The 19385-nt window shown below is 43.7% G+C and carries 19 protein-coding genes and 1 tRNA gene; 9 read left to right on the top strand and 11 right to left on the bottom strand.

Annotated features, from left to right (window positions below):
• The first annotated feature begins 162 nt into the window (after positions 1-162).
• Positions 163-1362, top strand: coding sequence for a hypothetical protein (locus PHEP_RS03760; RefSeq protein WP_012780919.1), 1200 nt, complete (start codon positions 163-165; stop codon positions 1360-1362).
• 1 nt (position 1363) lies between these two features.
• Positions 1364-2101: a hypothetical protein gene (locus PHEP_RS03755; protein ID WP_012780918.1), complete on the top strand. Its 738-nt coding sequence runs from the start codon at positions 1364-1366 to the stop codon at positions 2099-2101.
• A 13-nt stretch (positions 2102-2114) separates the two neighbouring features.
• On the opposite strand, the gene PHEP_RS03750 is transcribed toward PHEP_RS03755, so the two are convergent.
• The 3 genes from PHEP_RS03750 to PHEP_RS03740 form a co-directional block, all read right to left on the bottom strand.
• The gene (locus PHEP_RS03750; protein ID WP_012780917.1) at positions 2115-3203 is read right to left on the bottom strand and encodes a hypothetical protein; all 1089 of its coding nucleotides are present in this window, start codon (positions 3201-3203) and stop codon (positions 2115-2117) included.
• Between the two features lie 20 nt (positions 3204-3223).
• A complete protein-coding gene (locus PHEP_RS03745; protein WP_012780916.1) occupies positions 3224-3790 on the bottom strand; it encodes a hypothetical protein in 567 nt (188 codons plus the stop codon).
• A gap of 144 nt (positions 3791-3934) precedes the next feature.
• Positions 3935-4007 (bottom strand) — tRNA-Phe (locus PHEP_RS03740).
• 211 nt (positions 4008-4218) lie between these two features.
• On the opposite strand from PHEP_RS03740, the gene PHEP_RS03735 reads away from it, so the two are divergent.
• From PHEP_RS03735 to PHEP_RS03725, 3 genes are read left to right on the top strand one after another with little or no spacing between them, the layout of a single operon-like run.
• The gene (locus PHEP_RS03735; RefSeq protein ID WP_012780915.1) at positions 4219-5496 is read left to right on the top strand and encodes a 4Fe-4S dicluster domain-containing protein; all 1278 of its coding nucleotides are present in this window, start codon (positions 4219-4221) and stop codon (positions 5494-5496) included.
• A 32-nt stretch (positions 5497-5528) separates the two neighbouring features.
• Positions 5529-6329, top strand: a complete 801-nt coding sequence (locus PHEP_RS03730) for a (Fe-S)-binding protein (RefSeq protein ID WP_012780914.1) — start codon at positions 5529-5531, stop codon at positions 6327-6329.
• The gene (locus PHEP_RS03725) at positions 6319-7116 is read left to right on the top strand and encodes an MBL fold metallo-hydrolase (protein ID WP_012780913.1); all 798 of its coding nucleotides are present in this window, start codon (positions 6319-6321) and stop codon (positions 7114-7116) included. Before PHEP_RS03730 ends, PHEP_RS03725 begins: the two co-directional genes overlap by 11 nt.
• On the opposite strand, the gene PHEP_RS03720 is transcribed toward PHEP_RS03725, so the two are convergent.
• Positions 7082-7561: a hypothetical protein gene (locus PHEP_RS03720; RefSeq protein ID WP_012780912.1), complete on the bottom strand. Its 480-nt coding sequence runs from the start codon at positions 7559-7561 to the stop codon at positions 7082-7084. The genes PHEP_RS03725 and PHEP_RS03720 overlap by 35 nt on opposite strands.
• Before the next feature lie 50 nt (positions 7562-7611).
• On the opposite strand from PHEP_RS03720, the gene PHEP_RS03715 reads away from it, so the two are divergent.
• Positions 7612-8091 carry a hypothetical protein gene (locus PHEP_RS03715; protein ID WP_012780911.1) on the top strand — a complete coding sequence of 160 codons (480 nt, stop codon included), beginning with the start codon at positions 7612-7614 and terminating at the stop codon, positions 8089-8091.
• Here the strand turns inward: PHEP_RS03715 and mtgA are convergent, their stop codons facing one another.
• From mtgA to PHEP_RS03690, 5 genes are all read right to left on the bottom strand, one after another.
• Positions 8092-8757 carry a monofunctional biosynthetic peptidoglycan transglycosylase gene (gene mtgA, locus PHEP_RS03710; protein WP_012780910.1) on the bottom strand — a complete coding sequence of 222 codons (666 nt, stop codon included), beginning with the start codon at positions 8755-8757 and terminating at the stop codon, positions 8092-8094.
• A 149-nt stretch (positions 8758-8906) separates the two neighbouring features.
• Complete coding sequence (gene rplI / locus PHEP_RS03705; RefSeq protein WP_012780909.1) at positions 8907-9350, bottom strand: 50S ribosomal protein L9; 444 nt, start codon at positions 9348-9350, stop codon at positions 8907-8909.
• A gap of 10 nt (positions 9351-9360) precedes the next feature.
• Positions 9361-9624 carry a 30S ribosomal protein S18 gene (gene rpsR / locus PHEP_RS03700; RefSeq protein ID WP_012780908.1) on the bottom strand — a complete coding sequence of 88 codons (264 nt, stop codon included), beginning with the start codon at positions 9622-9624 and terminating at the stop codon, positions 9361-9363.
• Complete coding sequence (rpsF, locus tag PHEP_RS03695; protein ID WP_012780907.1) at positions 9624-9983, bottom strand: 30S ribosomal protein S6; 360 nt, start codon at positions 9981-9983, stop codon at positions 9624-9626. The genes rpsR and rpsF overlap by 1 nt, the downstream gene beginning before the upstream one ends.
• A 159-nt stretch (positions 9984-10142) precedes the next feature.
• Positions 10143-10736 (bottom strand): hypothetical protein, encoded by a 594-nt coding sequence (locus PHEP_RS03690; protein WP_012780906.1) that lies wholly within the window; start codon positions 10734-10736, stop codon positions 10143-10145.
• A 165-nt stretch (positions 10737-10901) separates the two neighbouring features.
• On the opposite strand from PHEP_RS03690, the gene PHEP_RS03685 reads away from it, so the two are divergent.
• A complete protein-coding gene (locus PHEP_RS03685; protein ID WP_012780905.1) occupies positions 10902-11774 on the top strand; it encodes an AraC family transcriptional regulator in 873 nt (290 codons plus the stop codon).
• A 93-nt stretch (positions 11775-11867) separates the two neighbouring features.
• Complete coding sequence (locus tag PHEP_RS03680; RefSeq protein ID WP_012780904.1) at positions 11868-13676, top strand: DNA polymerase III subunit gamma/tau; 1809 nt, start codon at positions 11868-11870, stop codon at positions 13674-13676.
• A 36-nt stretch (positions 13677-13712) separates the two neighbouring features.
• On the opposite strand, the gene PHEP_RS03675 is transcribed toward PHEP_RS03680, so the two are convergent.
• A complete protein-coding gene (locus tag PHEP_RS03675) occupies positions 13713-14135 on the bottom strand; it encodes a hypothetical protein (protein WP_012780903.1) in 423 nt (140 codons plus the stop codon).
• A gap of 125 nt (positions 14136-14260) precedes the next feature.
• Positions 14261-16480: an NADP-dependent isocitrate dehydrogenase gene (locus tag PHEP_RS03670; protein WP_012780902.1), complete on the bottom strand. Its 2220-nt coding sequence runs from the start codon at positions 16478-16480 to the stop codon at positions 14261-14263.
• Between the two features lie 174 nt (positions 16481-16654).
• Here PHEP_RS03670 and PHEP_RS03665 point away from each other — a divergent pair, with 174 nt between their 5' ends.
• Entirely contained in the window at positions 16655-19369 is a 2715-nt protein-coding gene (locus PHEP_RS03665; RefSeq protein WP_012780901.1) for a TonB-dependent receptor, read from the top strand.
• The last annotated feature ends 16 nt before the right edge of the window (positions 19370-19385 follow it).

Below are 19385 nucleotides of genomic sequence, written 5' to 3'. Positions count from 1 at the left end.
CATTAAAAAAAACGATGGCACATACATGGGTGTATTCCCATTAAATACGAAGGCGATAGCTAAAATCACAATCTGATCCTTAACTTAGCATACAGACTGGCCTGTACGCGTGCAGCCATTTTAAACTAAAAAAGCACCCTGTTGCCAAATAAACTCCTGTGTATGGACAATCTCAGCATGAATATCAAGTCAGCCCTGCTTGCGGCAGCTATTCTCCTGTTCACCTATTTCTATTACTCCGGCAAGGGCGGTTCCTTCCTGAGCATGGGCAGCGCAATCGTATTCTGGCTTTTATGCGGCGCGGCGCTTGTCCTATGCACGCTAATGGTAAGGCTCGTTGCCCATATGGCCATTTCCGGGCTGATTTATCCGAACGCAGTCTCTATGGTATTGCTTCCATTCCTGTGCATCCTGCTGCTCTTCTGGTTGGCATACGGAACCTCTTCCATCCCTGCGTTCGCAGACTTCCCCGGATATTCGGCCATCCTGAAAGGCTTTTTTCAGTCGCACCTGCTGTATATCGCTGTTGTATCAGTCATCATAGGAGGCGGTTTATATTTTTCGCTTCCGAAGGATATCCCAGCGGCCAGGTCTCTTTTCAATGCCAACCTACTGTTTGCGCTTTCTATGGCAGGGGCATTCGTACTGAGCGTTGCGGGCTTCTATTGGGCGAAAAAAATAAGCCAGCCCGCGCTTGATCCGAAATATACTGCCTATAAAAGCCTCGGCGAGGACGTTCAGTATCAGGGTCTGGAAATATCGCTCCTGCTGGATGCCGGTCCAGACTATACCGCCTCGCAGCCCTATTACCTCGAGGAAAGAGGCGAGTTCATTATTAGCCTGCACTACGCCAGTTCAAATAAGAATGCCCCGCTTTTCAAGGTCTTCAAAATCGACAGACAGGGCAAGATCGCAGACAGTCTGGATGCGGAAGAGCTGACTGTCGGTAGTGGAAGCCTGATATTCGACAAGGGGCTTATCAGGCCGGCGAATTCCAAGAACGCATATTTCTGGGTATTCGACGGCGCAAAGACGCTGGTGCAGGAAAGCAGACAAGACAGCAAAAATAAGATAGCTGAACTGCAGAAAGACATGGCCGCGATCAGGCTGGAGCACTTCCATAAGACCGCCAGGCTGGAATGCGGGAGCGGTTCGAAGATACAGTGGAACGGTACGGGCTACTTCCAGATTTTTCATCATGGCGATACGGCGAGGTTCAGGATTGACAACCTGTACGCTCAGAATGCCGATGGCGGATGCGGGGCGCGCCCAGTAGATTATTACCCTGCCAAGGGCCTGGATTTTGCACTCCTCAGGCTGGATGAGAAAACTTATTATATCGTCAAACCAAAGAAAAAATAACATGAGACTGATCTTCATTTTTCTCTTGTCTATAGGTACCGCTTACGGTCAGGGAAGCCGCGAAATAAAGGTAGGCTATGCCGGCCGCTATGACAGCCTGCCCAAGATACGCTTTGAGGTGACATCGAAGGAAAGCTTTGATAGGCTTCCCCAGCAAGGACAGCTCATTCCTAAGGCTATTGCGATGGATAAGGGCATGCTTGCTATTCCCAGCGGCAAAGGCAGGCTTAGGCTCAAGAAATACAACGGTTCACCGGGACAGGGCGACGGGTTCCGCGGCTGGAAATATGCGGGGTATTTTCCGCTGCTAAAGATGCATGCGCTTTTCAGCCACAGTGTTTCCGAACACATCGGGTTCAGCGATCTGGTACTCATAGACAGCATTACTGCTGACCGCTACTCCATCGTTTCCATCGGGGATGATGCAGTGGAGGTACCGATACCCTCGCCAGATGGGCGGTTCCTCGCCTACTATTATAATCCAATTTATGAACGAAACAGTTCCTTTATAGGCGTTCTTGCAGTGGATGCCAAAGACAGCCACACGAAAGGCCACATTTCGGAGCTGATGAGCTTCCAGACTAAAGACTGGGGCGTCGAGAATATCAGGTGGGCTGGCAGCAGCTCCTTTATCGTAAAAGCATATACCGTAGAAATTGCGGGCCAGAACAGGACAAGGAAGTACACCTATTATCTGGGAAGGCTGGACCCAGCCGACGATAAAACCGGACACAATTAGGGTTACTTTCGGCTCAGTCCTGGTGAAAGCTTCTTTTGTTTTTGTGCCTGGAGTTTGAATATTTGATCAAATGCTTGCTTAACGCGACAGGCAGTCCCTTTATTGTTTTTTGTTCCTGCTGCAGTTTGCATCCCGTTTTCGTGCATGCATAGGCCAAGTGACGGGCATAGGATCTGCCATTGTAAAAAATCAGGTAAGAAACTGCCTTGTCATGGTCCTCGCTGTTTCCGCAGTAATAAAATGGGATAAAGACGGCATTGATGCCGTTTATGGTTTGAACGGATATTTCCTTGTGGTCGTAAAATATCAGGCTCATTTCCGGCGCAGGATTATCGTATCTTACCGCCAGGGTATTTTTTCTGTTGACAAGGCTGGCTTCTATAAAATTTTTATCGGCATCCCAGGGCGGTGCTGCCAGATCGCAGGGATTATATACTTTTACCGATACCATGTTTTTGCCCGATGCATCTGAAAAAGAATGCTTAAAGTTTGCTGTCTTGCGTTGTCCTATCCGATCTGCTTTTTCCTTTTCGAAAAGCTTTACGCACCGGCTGATGTACTGGTTGATGATCTTGTCGTCAAAAGTTTCCAGATAAGTCTTGGGTAACACCATTTTTCTTTTTATTGTCGGCATTTCAACCAGCCTGCTGTTTTCCATGTCATAATAATTCCATATTCCAGAATAGCTGTCCGTCAGCAGATTGACGCTTGATTCTCCGCTCCCGTCATTATTGGCCGGGCCAAATTCGTACCGGTTCATTCCGATGATCTGTACTTTCTTAAGCGCCTTGCTGTACGCAAAATCGCAGTGGTAGCCCGCCCGCATATGCGGAACAGTGTAGGTAAACCCATTTCCTTTTTTTTCGATACCCGACTGCCGCCCGTCAAAAATCAGCTTCATGCTTTTGATTTCCCTGAATGCCTGGGTTGATAGCTTACATACGATTATGCCCTTGGCCTTGTCAAAAATTACAGTATCCAATCTTCGGTCGAGATCCATATCGAATCTCAGCGTATCGTTTCTATATTCTTGTCCATCCGCCGATGCTGCCAACAGCAGACAGGCCGCTGCCATCATAAGCTTTCTGATAATCTTGTCCATTTTATCTTGGTCAATGGTCCCTACTCGGATTTCCTTTTATATTCATGGCTACTCGTATTGTCGTTGCTGGCAAGGAACACGAATACCCATCCCCACCTGTTCTGCAGCCTGTCGGCATGGAGCTGATTGTCCTTGTCCAGCCACAGCTGGAACTGGTTATTTTTTAGCTGTCCGTATATCAGCGGTATGGGTATGACGGTGCGCTTATGCCGCGACACGAAATAATTGTCCCTGAGCTTCCCTTTCAGAACGACACTCTTTTTTTCGATGCCGCCCTCCACCCAGGTAGCCCTGATTTGGTCTTTCCCTACGGCCTTGAGCCCTATTCTTGCCTTGCTGAAATCAAGGGTATCGGATTTCCCGCTTAGGTTGAGCTGGTTCCATAGCGAAGAGAATTCCGACTCGCTTTTCTTGATGGACAGATTCTCATAGATGCCGTCGAAGGCATTCAGGCTTGATATGTTCTTAATTCCTGTGGTAGAGGCCTGCTGAAGCGATGCGCAGCCGGAAAGGAATATTAATATGCAGGATAAAAAAAGAACTGGGCTTGTTGAAACCTGCTTAGGTCTTCCTCGATTTTCTGTCATAGCTGGGATGATATAAACGGCTAAATATAGCAATTTAACTCGTAAAATAAGTCTGAATAGACGCACGTGGAGTTCGAACAAATATAGCGTGTTAAACGCAAAAAAGGCCTTTATCTTTCGAATAAAGGCCTTTTTATCTAAGTGTGGTATGGGCCGGGATCGAACCGGCGACACATGGATTTTCAGTCCATTGCTCTACCGACTGAGCTACCGTACCATCTTATTTATTCCACATGTTTTACCATGTTCCCCTCGGTTGGGAGTGCAAATGTAGTGTCTTTTTTTGAACATCAAAATCTTTTTTCAAAATAATTTAAAATAAACCCTTTTTATTTAAATCCCTTCTAAATTTTACAGTTTTATGCATGCATAATAATTTGTTTTGGGCTAAATATTTTAACTTAGCCACACAATAAAAGATATTTCAAATGGTGTCACAAATCCTGTTTATTGTCATTACATTGGCTGCCATCGCCTTGTTCAGTTATAACTTAAAAAAAGTTATCCGTAACATCCGGCTTGGAAGAGCTGCCAATCGCTCCGATCAGCCACAAAAAAGAATGATGACCATGCTCAAAGTAGCATTTGGGCAAACAAAAATGTTTTTCCGGCCTATCCCGGCCTTCCTGCACCTCATTGTCTATGCTGGCTTTGTCATCATTAATATCGAGGTACTGGAAATTATGATAGATGGTATTTTTGGCACCCACCGCATATTTGGTGGCCTGGGCACCCTATACAATATACTCATCGGTTCATTTGAATTCCTGGCCCTTGGCGTATGGCTGGCCTGCGCCATCTTTTTAATCCGCAGAAACGTCCTTAAATTAAAAAGGTTCAGTGGTGTAGAAATGAAAAGCTGGCCCAGATCGGATGCCAATTACATCCTGATCACAGAAATCCTACTCATGACCGCCTTTTTAACCATGAATGCAGCTGACGCAAAATTACAGGCTATGGGCCTTGGACATTATACGGCCGCTGGTGCATTTCCGGTAAGCCAGTTCCTGCAAAACCTTTTACCCGATACGGCGGCAGGCTTAATTGCTATAGAAAGGGGCTGCTGGTGGTTCCACATTATTGGCATATTTGCCTTTTTAAACTATCTGCCCTATTCCAAACACTTCCACATCATCTTTGCTTTTCCAAACACTTATTTCTCCAACCTGGAACCTAAAGGTGAATTTACAAATATGGAAAGTGTAACCAATGAGGTAAAGGCTATGCTGGACCCATCATTTACACCGCCAGAGGCTGCTCCGGGCCGCTTTGGTGCTAAAGATGTAAACGACCTGACCTGGGTTAACCTGATGAATGCCTATACCTGCACCGAATGCGGAAGGTGTACCTCTGTTTGCCCTGCAAACATCACCGGCAAACTGCTTTCACCCCGAAAGATCATGATGGATACCCGCGACAGAATGGAAGAAGTTGGAAAGAATGGACTTGAGGATGGCAAATCGCTGATCGATACTTACATTACCCGTGAAGAGATCTGGGCCTGTACCAGTTGCAACGCCTGTACACAGGCCTGCCCTATCAATATAGACCCACTGTCCATCATCACCGAACTGAGAAGGTATGCGGTGATGGAAGAATCCCAATCGCCCGCCAGCATCAATACCATGCTCGGCAATATAGAAAACAATGGGGCACCCTGGAAATATTCACCGTCCGACAGGTTCAACTGGGCAAAAGAGAGTTAATTGAATTTTAAATCTACAATATAGCTTTAAACATGAGCGCACAACTAAATTTTGAAGTGCCAACAATGGCAGAAATGATAGCCAAAGGCAAAGAACCTGAAATCCTGTTCTGGGTAGGCTGCGCCGGAAGTTATGATGAAAGGGCACAGAAAACCACACGCGATATCTGTAAAATATTACATCATGTAGGCTTAAAATATGCTGTACTGGGTACCGAAGAAAGCTGTACCGGCGATCCGGCAAAACGCGCAGGAAATGAATTCCTGTTCCAGATGCAGGCCATGACCAATATAGAAGTACTGAATGCCTACAACATAAAAAAAATAGTTACCGGATGCCCGCATTGTTTCAATACCATCAAAAATGAATACCCGGGGCTGGGCGGCAATTATGAGGTGATCCACCATACCCAGCTCATCCAGCAGCTTATAAATGAGGGAAAGCTCAAAGCTGAAGGGGGAGAAAGCTTTAAAGGCAAAAAGATCACTTATCACGACCCCTGTTACCTGGGCCGGGGCAACGACGTATACGAAGCGCCAAGAAAAGCACTGGAAGCACTGGATGCCCAGCTTGTGGAAATGAAACGCTGCAGATCAAACGGCCTGTGCTGTGGTGCAGGCGGTGCCCAGATGTTTAAAGAACCAGAAAAAGGCAACAAAGACATCAACATAGAAAGGATTGAGGAAGCACTGGAAACCCAGCCCCAGGTTATTGCAGCCTCCTGCCCTTTCTGTATGACCATGCTTAGGGACGGCGTAAAAATGAAAGAACAGGAACAGAATGTACAGGTGCTGGACATTGCAGAAATCACCGCCAGGGCAAATGGATTGTAAACACCTCTTTATTGCCTCCTTAAATTCCGGAAGTAACGGTAACTGCTACTATGTGGGTAACGAAAGGGAAGCCATATTGGTGGATGTCGGTATTTCATGCCGGGAAACTGAAAAGAGAATGTTCCGGCTGGGCTTATCTATGCAAAAGGTAAAAGCCATATTCATTTCCCACGAACATACCGACCACGTTAAAGGTCTTTGTACCCTGGCCGCGAAATATAACTTGCCTGTTTACATCAGCCCTGGTACCCTTTCCGGCTGCCGCTTCAACCTTAGAGAAGAGCTCATCAACTATTTAAACAACAACGAGACCATTCAGATAGGCAGCCTTACGGTTACAGGATTCCTTAAAATACACGATGCCTCAGAGCCCTACAGCTTTGTGGTGGCCTGCGGGGAAACCAAAGTTGGTGTATTTACAGATATCGGAGAAGCCTGCGACCAGCTCATATTTCATTTCAGACAATGTCATGCAGCTTTCCTCGAAGCCAATTATGACGATGCCCTGCTGGAAAAAAGTGCTTACCCTTATTTCCTTAAAAAGCGCATCAGCGGGGGCAAGGGCCACTTATCCAATAAAAAAGCACTTGATCTTTTCAGCAGCCATAGGCCTGCTTTCATGACGCACCTGCTGCTCGCCCACTTGTCTAAAGACAACAACTGCCCCGATCTGGCCCTGGAGCTGTTCCGGCAACAGGCCAATGGCACCGAAATCATCGTGGCCTCCAGGTATGAAGAAACCCAGGTGTATACTATTTTTGAGCCAGCAGCTGCGCATTCATTTTAACCAGCCGCTCCGAAAGATCCGCCAGGTCCTGCGGCTCTATATCTTTTAAGGGGATCATCATATAAGCCGCCATACTGTCAATATCACCGCCACTTTTATCGTTATAAGTCTGCACAATTACATCCTCTCCCTTCGTACGCAGGTATAGTTTCCCACTTTTGTCTGTCCCGTAATAGTCAAGATCTTTAAATTTCACCAGGTTAAAAGAAAAATACTCTACTTTTCCACTGTTAAAATAGCGTTTGTAACGGCAAAAGCCTCTGTTGGTAACATTTAATTCATAACGCTTAATTTGTGCTTCATCCAGACGGCTATCGTAATGTTCTGCCAGCTTTTTTTGAATATAAACCGTATATTCATCTGATATCCTTTCGTTAAAGCCCATAAAAACAAGGCAAATCAGCAAAAAGAAGGACATTTTTAAGCTCAATGTAAACTTATTCATCACGTTAAGAATTTAGCAGTATCAATTTAAATAATTTCTTAAATTTGAACATGAGTTTTTCTCCACAATCTAAAGTTTGGATCTACCAAAGTAACCGCGCATTCACAAATGACGAAGTAACTGCTATACAACAAAAATTAGACGACTTTGCTTCGGCCTGGAAAGCGCATGGACATCAGTTAAAGGCAAAAGCCGAAATACTGCACAATTTCTTTATCGTATTTACCGTTGATGAGGCCGCTGCCGGTGTTACCGGATGTTCTATAGACGCCTCTGTCCGCATCATTAAAGAAATTGAACAGACCTATAATGTAGACCTGTTCGACAGGTTTAACATTGCCTACAAAATTGACGATAAGGTAATTGTAACGAACAAAGAAGATTTTGAGACCCTGGTAAACATCAAAACCGTTACGCCCGAGACTATAGTTTTCAACAATCTGGTACAAACGCGTCAGGAGTTTGAAGACAAATGGGAAACGCCATTTGAACAAAGCTGGCACAGTAAAGTATTTGCACATTTACTGTAATTAAAAATCAAGCGGACCTAACCTTCTCATATTCTTAAGGATAAGATACTGGCGGTGTTTGATGTATTGCGTCGGTCTCACCGGTGTCCACCTTCTGGGATTCGGAAAGCAGGCAGCAATCAATGCAGCCTGAGAACGGCTCAGCTTAGTACATGATTTACCGAAATAGGCTTGTGCAGCGGCTTCAGCACCATAAATACCATCCCCCATTTCAATTACATTCAGGTAAACTTCCAGGATTCGTTCCTTGCTCCACAGCATTTCAATCAGCAAGGTAAAATAAGCTTCAAAGCCTTTACGCAGCCAGGAACGACCCGGCCATAAAAAAACATTCTTGGCCGTTTGCTGCGAAATGGTACTGCCACCCTTTATCTTCTTCCCTTTTTTATTCGTTTGAAAAGCTTTTTCTATCGCCTTTACATCAAAACCTATATGTTTTAAAAACAGCTGATCCTCTGCAGAAACAGCGGCGCGCTTCATGTTATCCGAAATATCCTCAAAATCCACCCATTCTTTCTCCATTTTAGCCGGCTTACCATCGGTTGTAAGCTCTATATTGCGCAGCACCATCAATAGGGTAATGGGCGGGTTCACAAAGCGGTAAATCAATACCCACAATACACTTACCATTAAAAACCAGAGAAAAACCCGGGTTACGACCGACATGGTCCTTTTGAACAGAGAGGGGGCGGACTTTCGTGTGTTTGTCCGTTTACGTTTTGACATCAGTGCAAAGGTAAAGCTTAATTGCAAAAAATACCTATAAAAAAAGCGCCCCGGTTATGGGGCGCTTTTCTATTTCTGTTTACAGCTAATTATTCAGCTACAACTTCAAAAGGAACTTTAACTTTCACCTCTTTGTGCAAGTTTAAGTTGGCTACATATTCGCCAACAAACTTAGGCTCAGTTTCGAAAGTGATACGGCGACGGTCAACATCAAAACCTTTTTGTTTCAATGCCTCAGCAATCATAATGGTATTTACTGCACCAAAAATCTTACCTGTCTCACCAGCTTTAGCACCAATAGTTAATTTAACCTCAGTTAAACGCTCTGCAATGCCTTCCGCATCTTTCTTAATTTTATCTTGTTTAAAAGCAGCCTGCTTTAAGTTTTCTGCTAATACCTTTTTAGCTGAAGGAGTAGCCAGCTCACCAAATCCCTGAGGAATCAGGTAGTTACGGCCGTATCCTGGCTTTACATTCACGATATCATCTTTTTCCCCTAGGGATTTGATATCTTGTTTTAAAATAATTTCCATCTCTCAGCTCCTATTTTAATTGGTCAGCAACAAAAGGTAACAAACCAATGTGACGTGCACGTTTTACCGCCTGAGCCACTTTACGTTGAAACTTCAATGAAGTACCGGTTAAACGGCGAGGTAAAATTTTACCCTGGTCATTGATAAATTTCAATAAGAAGTTTGCGTCTTTATAATCGATATATTTAATCCCGTTTTTTCTGAAACGGCAATATTTTTTTCTGTTATCGTCCACCTTTGGAGCGGTAACATATTGTATCTGATCCTTTGCCATTATACTGCAGCCTCCTGTTTAGGTTTTTTGTTAAAAGCACCACTGCGTTTCTTCTCATTATAGGCAACCGCATGACGGTCTAATCTAATGGTAAGGAAACGTAGCACACGCTCATCGCGCTTAAGCTCCAACTCCAACTTGTTAATTAATTCACCTGAAGATTTGTACTCTGTAAGGTGGAAAAATCCGCTTGCTTTTTTTTCAATCGGATACGCTAATTTTCTCAAACCCCAATTGTCCTCTTGAACAATTTCGGCTCCGCTGTCAGCGATGATCTTGCTGAATTTGGCAATCGCCTCTTTCGCAACTTCTTCTGACAACAACGGGGTTAGAACGATAACAGTTTCGTACTGATTCATTGTTATTTATTTGTTTTTTTAATTAATCCTCTCCTGATGTGCTCAACGCGCATCAATGAGGGGATGCAAAAGTAGTGATAAATCTCTAAAATACAAAGGTTTTTAAAAAAAAGAGACTGCCCTTTTGAGGCAATCTCTTCAAAGTATCTTTCCAATGTACTAATACATAGAAACTACTTCTTTAAACTCCTGGTCTTTACATTTAACCGTAAAAGTCAAATCCCGTGCATATACCTGTGCAACATTAAATTTTTTAATGAATTTCGACTTTACATCAAAAATCTTGCTATACAACAGGTCATTGTATTTATCAAAAACCTGAACCTCTATCTGATCAGCAGGTGCATTCTCCAGTTCAAGGGTTACAAATTCATTGTCCCTGCTAAAAACCGGCTTAAACCTTTCCACCACTACTGGCTCAGCAACTATAGCTTTACCATCGGCAATCAACACCTTATATTCGGCACTCCGCTGTTCAGTTACTAACCTGAACACGTAATTACCATCCGGAAAAGCATCCAGATTGTATATTTTAGTGGAAGAACCCAACGCTTTTATGGTTTGCTGATATAAAACTTCATAAGTGTCATCATACAGGGAAAGGGCAACAGTCTGCCCCCCTTCAATGAAAAAAGAGACTGATTTTTTATCCACACGCTTAACTTTGAACGAAAAACCATCATCATTTGCATGCAACATTGCAGAATTCAACAAAAAAACTACAAAAACACCGATTTTAAATAAATTTCTCATGGCTGTAATGTTTAATTTTAACAACTAATTCATACACCAAAGATAAAACTCATAAAAACCAAAAATCACCAGTACATTTTCCAATATATATGCTAGATTAACACTACAAATTCATTAGTTAACAACAAATTAACATTGAATTTCGTATTTTTGATATTAAATATCATGAAAAATTCAAAACCAAGCTTCGAAATCATCGAACCTTCGTTCGGAAGTTCTTTTTATTACTCAAAATACGAAGAAAACTTGAACAATAAGGCGCATGTATGGCATTACCATCCGGAAATTGAAATGGTTTTTATAAATGGCGGAACGGGCAAACGACAAATCGGTAGCTATGTATCCTATTACACCGATGGCGACCTGATCCTGATTGGCAGCAACCTGCCCCACTGCGGCTTTACCAACACCAATACCGGCAATAAAAACGAAACCGTTATCCAGATGAAGCCAGACTTTCTTGGCAGCTCTTTTTTAGAGCTACAAGAAATAAAATGCATTTCTGACCTCTTCGATAAAGCCAGGGGCGGCATTGCATTCGGGCCTGAAACAAAAAAAACTGTGGGTCGTCAGATTGAAATGATGGACAACCAGCAACCATTTGAAAGGCTTCTGACCTTATTGAACATTTTAAAGGAACTGGATAGTTCCGGCGACTATAAAATCTTAAATGCCTCGGGCTTTGCTATGGAAATGCAGCTCCAGGACAACGATCGCATCAATATGGTCTTTAATTATATAAAAGATCATTTCCAGGAAGAATTAAATTTAATGGTCATAGCAGAAATGGCCAGCATGACCGTACCCTCCTTTTGCAGGTATTTCAAAAAAATCACTAAAAAAACCTTAACACAATTTGTAAATGAATACCGCATTGTACACGCCTCAAAGCTTTTAGCCGAAAAACAGATCAGCATTGCCAATATTTGCTACGAAAGCGGCTTCAATAATTTCAGCCACTTTAATAAATTGTTTAAAGAATTTACCGGCAAAAGTGCCTCACAATACCGAAAAGAATTAAAGTCAGTATTCAAATAAAACAGGCCCTACCCCTCTTCTTTCCGTCAAATTTTCAACAATCCGGATTTCCGGCATTCCAAGCTCAACAAAAATTCCTATTTTCGTAGGCGAATGGAGAATTTTATAGTATCAGCCCGTAAGTACCGTCCGGCAACGTTTGAAACCGTTGTTGGCCAGCAGCACATTACCGGCACTTTAAAAAACGCCATTAAAAACAACCAGCTGGCACAGGCTTTTTTATTTTGCGGACCCAGGGGAGTAGGTAAAACAACCTGCGCACGTATCCTTGCCAAAACCATCAACTGTACCAGCTTAACCGCCGAACAGGAAGCCTGCGGCACCTGTGAGTCCTGCGTTTCCTTTCAAACCGGCCATTCCTTTAACTTTCACGAGCTTGATGCGGCTTCTAATAACTCGGTCGACGACATCAGGAGCCTGATCGAACAGGTCCGAATCCCGCCGCAGGCAGGAAAATATAAAATCTATATCATAGATGAGGTGCACATGCTTTCGGCAAATGCCTTCAATGCCTTCCTGAAAACACTGGAAGAACCACCTTCCTATGCCATATTTATATTGGCTACCACCGAAAAGCACAAAATACTGCCCACCATATTGTCGCGCTGCCAGATCTTTGATTTCAACCGCATCCAGGTAGAGGACATATCAGGCCATTTAAATAAAATTGCACAGCGCGAAAACATAGCCGTAGAGGCTGATGGGCTCCACATTATTGCCCAAAAGGCAGATGGTGGCTTAAGGGATGCACTTTCCATGTTCGACCAGATTGTAAGTTACACCAATAAGAACTTAACTTATAAATCGGTAATCGACAACCTCAACATCCTCGACTACGACTACTATTTTAAGCTTACCCAACACCTTACGGCTACAGATGTAAGCCATACACTCATCCTCTTTGATGAAATCCTGAACAATGGTTTTGATGGCAATAACTTCATCAACGGATTGGCCAGCCACCTCAGAAACCTGCTTGTTGCCAAAGACCCGCAAACCACCAAACTGCTGGAAGTAAGCGAGAACATCAAACAAAAATACATTAGCCAAAGCCAGCAAACGCCGGTTTCATTTATTCTGACGGCCTTAAACCTGGCTAACCAGTGCGATCTGAACTACAAAAACAGTAAAAACCAGCGGCTCCAGGTAGAGATGGCCCTGATCAAGATGTGCCACATCCCATCGGTACTCCAATTAGCCAGCCAACCCTTAACCAATACCGCGACTGACCCAGATCAGATTAAAAAAAAAACTAGTATAAGTACTGAACAATCCTCATTTACAGCTCCGGCCACTTCGGTAGCCGAAAGTCCAGTCCCTGTAAATCTACCCCCTGTTATACCCGCTGAAGTTAACCCGACAGTCAATATACCTAAAAAAACGCCCCCACCATCTTCCAAAATTGTATTAAACCCAATATCCCTGGCACAGCAAAGTAAGGTTGCCATGCTTGTACCTTCATTAAACGGCATCCAGAACAACGCAGAAGGAGCAGATGGCGATGAACCTAAATACATCACCGGAAGTGATAAAGAAATTTTCACACAGGACCAGTTGCTGCTTTACTGGAACCAATACACCAGTATGGTGAAAGAAGCCAACAGGATCAATGTATATACCCTGATGAGTACCTCAGTTCCCATCCTCGAAAAACCGGATGAAATCCTGGTACAGGTAGAACACAAACTACAGGAAGACCTGCTTCAGGAAGAAATGATAGACCTGCTCAATTTTTTGAGGCCAAGGCTTAAAAACTTCAGCATCTATATCAAAACCAAACAAGTGGTAAAAGAAGTGGTAAACCGTCTATATACCAGCACCGAAAAATACCAGTACCTGGTAGAAAAAAATCCAAAGCTGGAAGAAATGCGCAGAAGGTTCAACCTCGATGTAAACCCTTAAGCCTCTTCAAATACGCTCTTCAAGATGCTTTAAATATCACCTGCCCGGTTTATCATTTACAGGATAACCCTCTTCATCCAGATCTTCACGGTCATCTTCAGGAGTGCGTGAAAGGATTTCATCCTCTGGGCTCAGCTCAATACTTTCCCCGTTGTTGTCTATCCGCATCCCCGCCCCGTCCAGCCGCTCACTCATCTCTTTTTCATTGTCATATTCCGTACCAATGTAAGGATTGGATTCGTCATAAGTAGAAATGCTATCCTCGCCATTAGGTGCCGAGGTGTCATAGGGCAATGGGTGGTCATAATCTTCATCTTTACCCCTTACGTCAAATTCAAAGCTGTTTTTATCTTTGTCGTACGATAAATTTTCAAAATCTTTTGTCTCTCCCAGATTCATTGGGTGTAGTTTGTCGGTTGCTTTTCCAGCACCTTTCTCATCGTTTGGGCCCGTCATCATAATGGTAAGTTTTATATCAAATATAACACCCAACAAAGACCGAATGTTTTGCTTTCAACAGCACTAAAACAAAAAAGGCTGTTCACCTACATGAACAGCCTTTTTACAAGATGATGTGCCTTAGCCTACAATCCCGCCAAAGCAGTATTTAAGGTTTCACTAGGGCGCATTGCAGCAGCGGCCAGCTGGTCATCCGGGTGATAGTAACCCCCAATGTTCTGCGGTTTGCCTTGTGCAGCAATCAGTTCAGCCGAAATTTTCGCTTCGTTTTCAGTCAGCACCTTAGCCAGTTCAGTAAACCTGGCCTGCAAATCGGCATCTTTGGTCTGTGCAGCAAGGTTTTGTGCCCAATACAAAGCCAGATAAAAATGTGAGCCCCTGTTGTCAATCTGCCCTACTTTACGTGCGGGCGATTTATCATTGGCCAGGAATTTCTCTGTTGCAGCATCTAAAGTTTCGGCCAGCACCAATGCTTTCGCATTGTGCTGCGTTTGGCCCAGGTGTTCCAATGATACCGCCAGTGCCAGGAACTCACCCAATGAATCCCAGCGCAAATATCCTTCATGGATAAACTGCTCAATATGTTTTGGTGCCGAACCTCCAGCTCCGGTTTCAAACAAACCACCGCCATTCATCAAAGGAACAATAGACAACATTTTTGCCGAAGTACCCAATTCCAGGATCGGGAAAAGATCGGTCAGATAATCACGCAATACGTTACCAGTTACCGAAATGGTATCTTCTCCTTTACGGATCCTTTCCAAAGTAAATTTAGTAGCCTCAACAGGCGATAAAATACGGATATCCAAACCTGAAGTATCGTGATCTGCCAGGTATTTTTTCACTTTCGCAATAATCTCCCTGTCGTGCGCCCTGTTCCCGTCCAACCAGAAAACAGCCGGCGTAGCCGATAAACGGGCCCTGTTTACGGCCAGTTTAACCCAGTCCTGGATCGGTGCATCCTTGGTCTGGCACATGCGGAAAATATCGCCTTTTTCAACTTTCTGGTCAAAGAAAACTTTACCATCGGCATCCGTTACACGAATAGTGCCATTGGCAGCCGCCTGAAAAGTTTTATCGTGAGAACCGTATTCTTCTGCTTTCTGTGCCATCAGACCAACATTCGGAACAGAACCCATGGTGGTTACGTCAAAAGCACCATGTGCCTTACAGTCGTCTATGGTAGCCGTATACACACCGGCATAACAACGGTCAGGAATAATCGCAATCGTATCCTGCTGTTTGTTGTCCTTGTTCCACATCTGACCAGATGTGCGGATCATTGCCGGCATAGAAGCATCAACAATCACATCAGAAGGTACATGCAGGTTGGTAATGCCTTTATCAGAATTTACCATCGCCAGTGCAGGCCCGTTTGCAATAGCCGCCTCAATGTCTACTTTTACTTCTGCTTCCCTTGCATTTCCTGCAATTTTAGCATACACATCACCCAATCCGTTACGGGTATCTATGTTCAGACTGGCAAACAGCTCGGCATATTTGGCAAAAACTGCTGCAAAATAAACTTCTACTATCGCACCAAAAATGATCGGGTCAGAAACCTTCATCATCGTTGCTTTTAAATGTGCTGAAAGTAAAACCCCGGCTGCTTTGGCCTCTTCTATGGTTTTGGCTACAAATGATTTTAAGGCCGATAAGCTCAGTGCAGAACTGTCGATCACTTCTCCTGCTTTTAAAGGCGACAGCCCTTTTAATTCCGTTACAGTGCCATCGGCACCAACAAATTCGATCTTAAACTGCGTAGCCTCTGCTACAGTAACCGATTTCTCAGATCCGTAAAAATCACCTTCACTCATGCTGGCTACCCTTGTTTTAGAATCGGCAGACCAGGCACCCATCGAATGTGGATTGGCCTTTGCATAATTTTTAACTGCTTTAGGTGCCCTGCGGTCAGAGTTACCCTCACGCAAAACAGGGTTAACCGCGGAACCTAATACTTTTGCATACTTTGTCTTTATCGCTTTCTCTTCTTCAGTTTGTGCATTATCCGGATAGTTTGGAATGGCAAATCCCTGTGACTGTAATTCGGCAATTGCATCCGTAAGCTGTGGAATAGAAGCTGAAATGTTTGGCAGTTTAATGATATTGGCCTCCGGTGTGGTGGCCAGCTGCCCCAGTTCAGTCAATGCATCTCCAACTTTTTGGTCTTCCTTTAAAAACTCAGGAAAGTTCGCCAAAATTCTTCCGGCCAGAGAAATGTCCCTGGTTTCTACATCAATGCCTGCAGAGGCGGTAAAAGCCTGTACAATCGGTAAAAGTGAATAGGTTGCCAACATTGGCGCTTCATCTGTTTTGGTATAGATAATTTTTGATGTGTCTGACATATTTTTATAAATACGATTATGTGAATGAAAATAAAAGCTGATTGTTTAGGATAAAACGCGCTTTCGATTAAATCGCCTAAAGATAGGATAAACAGATGATTTTTTAACAATTTTTAGCTCGCTATTTGTTTTCTATTTTTGTAATATTGAGGAACCACAAACGAACCTGAATACATGTTTAAAATTATCGCTCTCCTGCTGTTATGGCTTGCAGCTACATCAGCTTTTGCACAAAACAAAGCCTCTGTTAAGGGCCGGCTTGTCGACTCTGTTACCCATGCCCCACTGGAATATGCAACAGTTGCCGTTGTGCATGCCAAAGATACCAGCCTGATTGCTTATACGCTGACCGACAATAAGGGAACTTTTACCCTCAACAACTTACCCCTCAATACCGCCACTAAAATCATCATCTCTTATGTGGGTTACCATACCTTCCGGCAGCATCTTGATTATGGAAACGGACCTGTTAAAAATTTCGGCGAGCTGCTGCTTAGTGGAAAAAACCTGACAGAAGTTGTGATCCATGGCGAAAGATCGCCGGTGGTAATTAAAAAAGATACCATTGAATTCAATGCTGAAGCTTTTAAGACCAGGCCCAATGCCGTGGTCGAGGAACTGCTCAGAAAACTGCCCGGCGTGCAGGTCAACGTAGACGGCTCCATCGAAGTGAACGGCAAGTCCATCAACAAACTCCTCATCGATGGCAAACAGTTTTTTGGCAGCGATACAAGGGTGGCTACAAAAAACCTTGATGCCGATCTGATCGATAAGATCCAGGTATATGACGATAGGGAGAACGATCCCGACCATAAGCTCAGCGACACGGAAGTCGGAAAGATCATCAACCTGAAACTTAAAAGTAAAATCAAGAAGAGCACGCTCGGAAAAATATATGCAGGCGGGGGCAGCCGCGACAGGTATGAGGCCGCAGGAATCCTGAGCAATTTCAGGGATACCCTGCAGGTCAGCTTAATAGGCATGGCCAACAACCTCTCTAAAACAGGCTTTTCCAGAAATGAACTGTACAGTATGGGCGGCTTTGGCAGGTCGGGCGGCGATCCGGTCTACGACGGCACATTTGGTGGCCAAAGCTGGGGCGGCATGGAAAAAGTAGCCTCCACAGGTGTCAACATCAATAACGATTACGGGCAAAAATTAAAAATGAACCTGCTCTATTTTTATACCAATACCAACAGGATCAACAACCAGAAAGGTTTTAACGAACGGACACTGACAGATACCCTGCTCTCCTCTTCATCTCTGTACAATTCAGACCGTACAGAAAACAAACATGCCATTGGCGGTCTCATCGAATGGAAGCCCGATACTTTGCTCAGGTTCAGGTATGAGCCTAAACTGAACCTTTCCTCCAATAAAAACCTAAATACCAGCTTCGGCAACAGCTTTAACAATTTTACGCCAAAACTAAACGAAACCAATGCCAAACAAACTGAAAACACTAGCCAAAACAGCTTCTCCCATGCTTTTTCCTTTCACAAAAGGCTCAAACGAAAAGACGAATCTTTCAGCATTAATCATAATTTAAGCCTCAACCAGAACACGTCCGACAATTTTTCCTATAATGAACTGATTTCTTTTACCAGCAGCATCAGATCAGAGATCCTGGACCGTTTTGCGGATCACCATACCAAAACCAGTTCAGGAAATATATCCTTAAATTATAACCTGCCCCTGACCAAAAAAATTACAGCAGAATTCAGTGCCGACAGCAGGTATGCCCGCAATACCGATATCCTGCAGACCTTTGATAAAAATAAGCTGAACGATACATACGACCTCTCCCTGCCCAACCAAAGTAATGAATTGAACAGGACTACATTTACCCAGTCGCTACGTCCCCAGTTAAATTATCAGCTCAATAAAAAATACAGCCTCCGCGCAGGTGTAAATGCTGAATATCAAAATGTAAGCAATAAGTTCAACAGCACCGTAACCGATATCAATAAGGAGTATTACAATTTTTTTCCTGTATTTAATTTCAGGGGGCCGGGCTTTTCCATCGGCTATAACCAGCGGCTGGACCTGCCTGCGATCAGTCAAATGCAACCCATAGTAAGAGAATATAGCCAGCTGTACAGGTTTTCCGGTAATCCCGACCTGAAAGCAGGCCGTGTACATCAGTTTTCCGGCAACCTCTATAAATACTATTATGCCAGTCAATTCAACTACAATGCTTATTCTTCTGTAACCTTATCCGAAAATAACATCGTACAAAAAGCTACAGTAGATGGCAATGGGGCAACCAGCTCAACCTATGTCAATAGAAACGGGGGTTTAAGGGCCTATCTTAGCGGAAATGCAGGTAAGCAGTTTAAAAAATCACGGCACTGGCAGATCGGCCTCAATGCCAACATTTACCTGAACATGCGTAAAAGCGCATTTTTTCTGAATGCCGACGAGGGTGTTCAGTACAATTATGACTTTAATGTCGGACAGGGCATTAATTTTAACTACAATGAACTTTTAAGCATCAATACCAGTTATAATTTTAGAAACTCGAGCACTGAATATAAAGAGGTAAATTACAGGAACATCAGCTCCAATACCCATACTTTAGGTGCCGATTTAAGCCTAAGATGGCCAAAAAGAGTAATCATTGATGGAAAATACAATTTCAATTACAACCCACAGGTGGCACAGGGCTTTTCAAAAAGTGCCAATATCCTCAATCTGTCCCTTACCCTTCAAATGCTGAAAAAAGACCGCGGACAGTTGAAACTATCTGTTTATGATCTGCTCGATCAGAACATTCCTGTATACCGCTATGCCTACAATAATGTGGTCAGTACATCTGAAAATGAAATCTTAAGAAGGTATTTCCTGCTTACTTACCAGTACAAACTGAATATATTTAAGAGTAAATAGCCAGATTCTGAGCATA

It is taken from the genome of Pedobacter heparinus DSM 2366, assembly GCF_000023825.1.
GTDB classification, from domain to species: domain Bacteria; phylum Bacteroidota; class Bacteroidia; order Sphingobacteriales; family Sphingobacteriaceae; genus Pedobacter; species Pedobacter heparinus.
The sequence above is the reverse complement of the archived record's forward strand: the minus strand, read 5'-3'. Positions and strand labels throughout refer to the sequence as shown.

Bases quoted from the DNA above. Each gene is read 5' to 3' on its own strand.
- PHEP_RS03760 (WP_012780919.1), top strand. From the start codon at position 163: ATGGACAATCTCAGCATGAATATCAAGTCAGCCCTGCTTGCGGCAGCT.
- PHEP_RS03755 (WP_012780918.1), top strand. From the start codon at position 1,364: ATGAGACTGATCTTCATTTTTCTCTTGTCTATAGGTACCGCTTACGGT.
- PHEP_RS03750 (WP_012780917.1), bottom strand. From the start codon at position 3,203: ATGGACAAGATTATCAGAAAGCTTATGATGGCAGCGGCCTGTCTGCTG.
- PHEP_RS03745 (WP_012780916.1), bottom strand. From the start codon at position 3,790: ATGACAGAAAATCGAGGAAGACCTAAGCAGGTTTCAACAAGCCCAGTT.
- PHEP_RS03735 (WP_012780915.1), top strand. From the start codon at position 4,219: ATGGTGTCACAAATCCTGTTTATTGTCATTACATTGGCTGCCATCGCC.
- PHEP_RS03730 (WP_012780914.1), top strand. From the start codon at position 5,529: ATGAGCGCACAACTAAATTTTGAAGTGCCAACAATGGCAGAAATGATA.
- PHEP_RS03725 (WP_012780913.1), top strand. From the start codon at position 6,319: ATGGATTGTAAACACCTCTTTATTGCCTCCTTAAATTCCGGAAGTAAC.
- PHEP_RS03720 (WP_012780912.1), bottom strand. From the start codon at position 7,561: ATGAATAAGTTTACATTGAGCTTAAAAATGTCCTTCTTTTTGCTGATT.
- PHEP_RS03715 (WP_012780911.1), top strand. From the start codon at position 7,612: ATGAGTTTTTCTCCACAATCTAAAGTTTGGATCTACCAAAGTAACCGC.
- mtgA (WP_012780910.1), bottom strand. From the start codon at position 8,757: ATGTCGGTCGTAACCCGGGTTTTTCTCTGGTTTTTAATGGTAAGTGTA.
- rplI (WP_012780909.1), bottom strand. From the start codon at position 9,350: ATGGAAATTATTTTAAAACAAGATATCAAATCCCTAGGGGAAAAAGAT.
- rpsR (WP_012780908.1), bottom strand. From the start codon at position 9,624: ATGGCAAAGGATCAGATACAATATGTTACCGCTCCAAAGGTGGACGAT.
- rpsF (WP_012780907.1), bottom strand. From the start codon at position 9,983: ATGAATCAGTACGAAACTGTTATCGTTCTAACCCCGTTGTTGTCAGAA.
- PHEP_RS03690 (WP_012780906.1), bottom strand. From the start codon at position 10,736: ATGAGAAATTTATTTAAAATCGGTGTTTTTGTAGTTTTTTTGTTGAAT.
- PHEP_RS03685 (WP_012780905.1), top strand. From the start codon at position 10,902: ATGAAAAATTCAAAACCAAGCTTCGAAATCATCGAACCTTCGTTCGGA.
- PHEP_RS03680 (WP_012780904.1), top strand. From the start codon at position 11,868: ATGGAGAATTTTATAGTATCAGCCCGTAAGTACCGTCCGGCAACGTTT.
- PHEP_RS03675 (WP_012780903.1), bottom strand. From the start codon at position 14,135: ATGATGACGGGCCCAAACGATGAGAAAGGTGCTGGAAAAGCAACCGAC.
- PHEP_RS03670 (WP_012780902.1), bottom strand. From the start codon at position 16,480: ATGTCAGACACATCAAAAATTATCTATACCAAAACAGATGAAGCGCCA.
- PHEP_RS03665 (WP_012780901.1), top strand. From the start codon at position 16,655: ATGTTTAAAATTATCGCTCTCCTGCTGTTATGGCTTGCAGCTACATCA.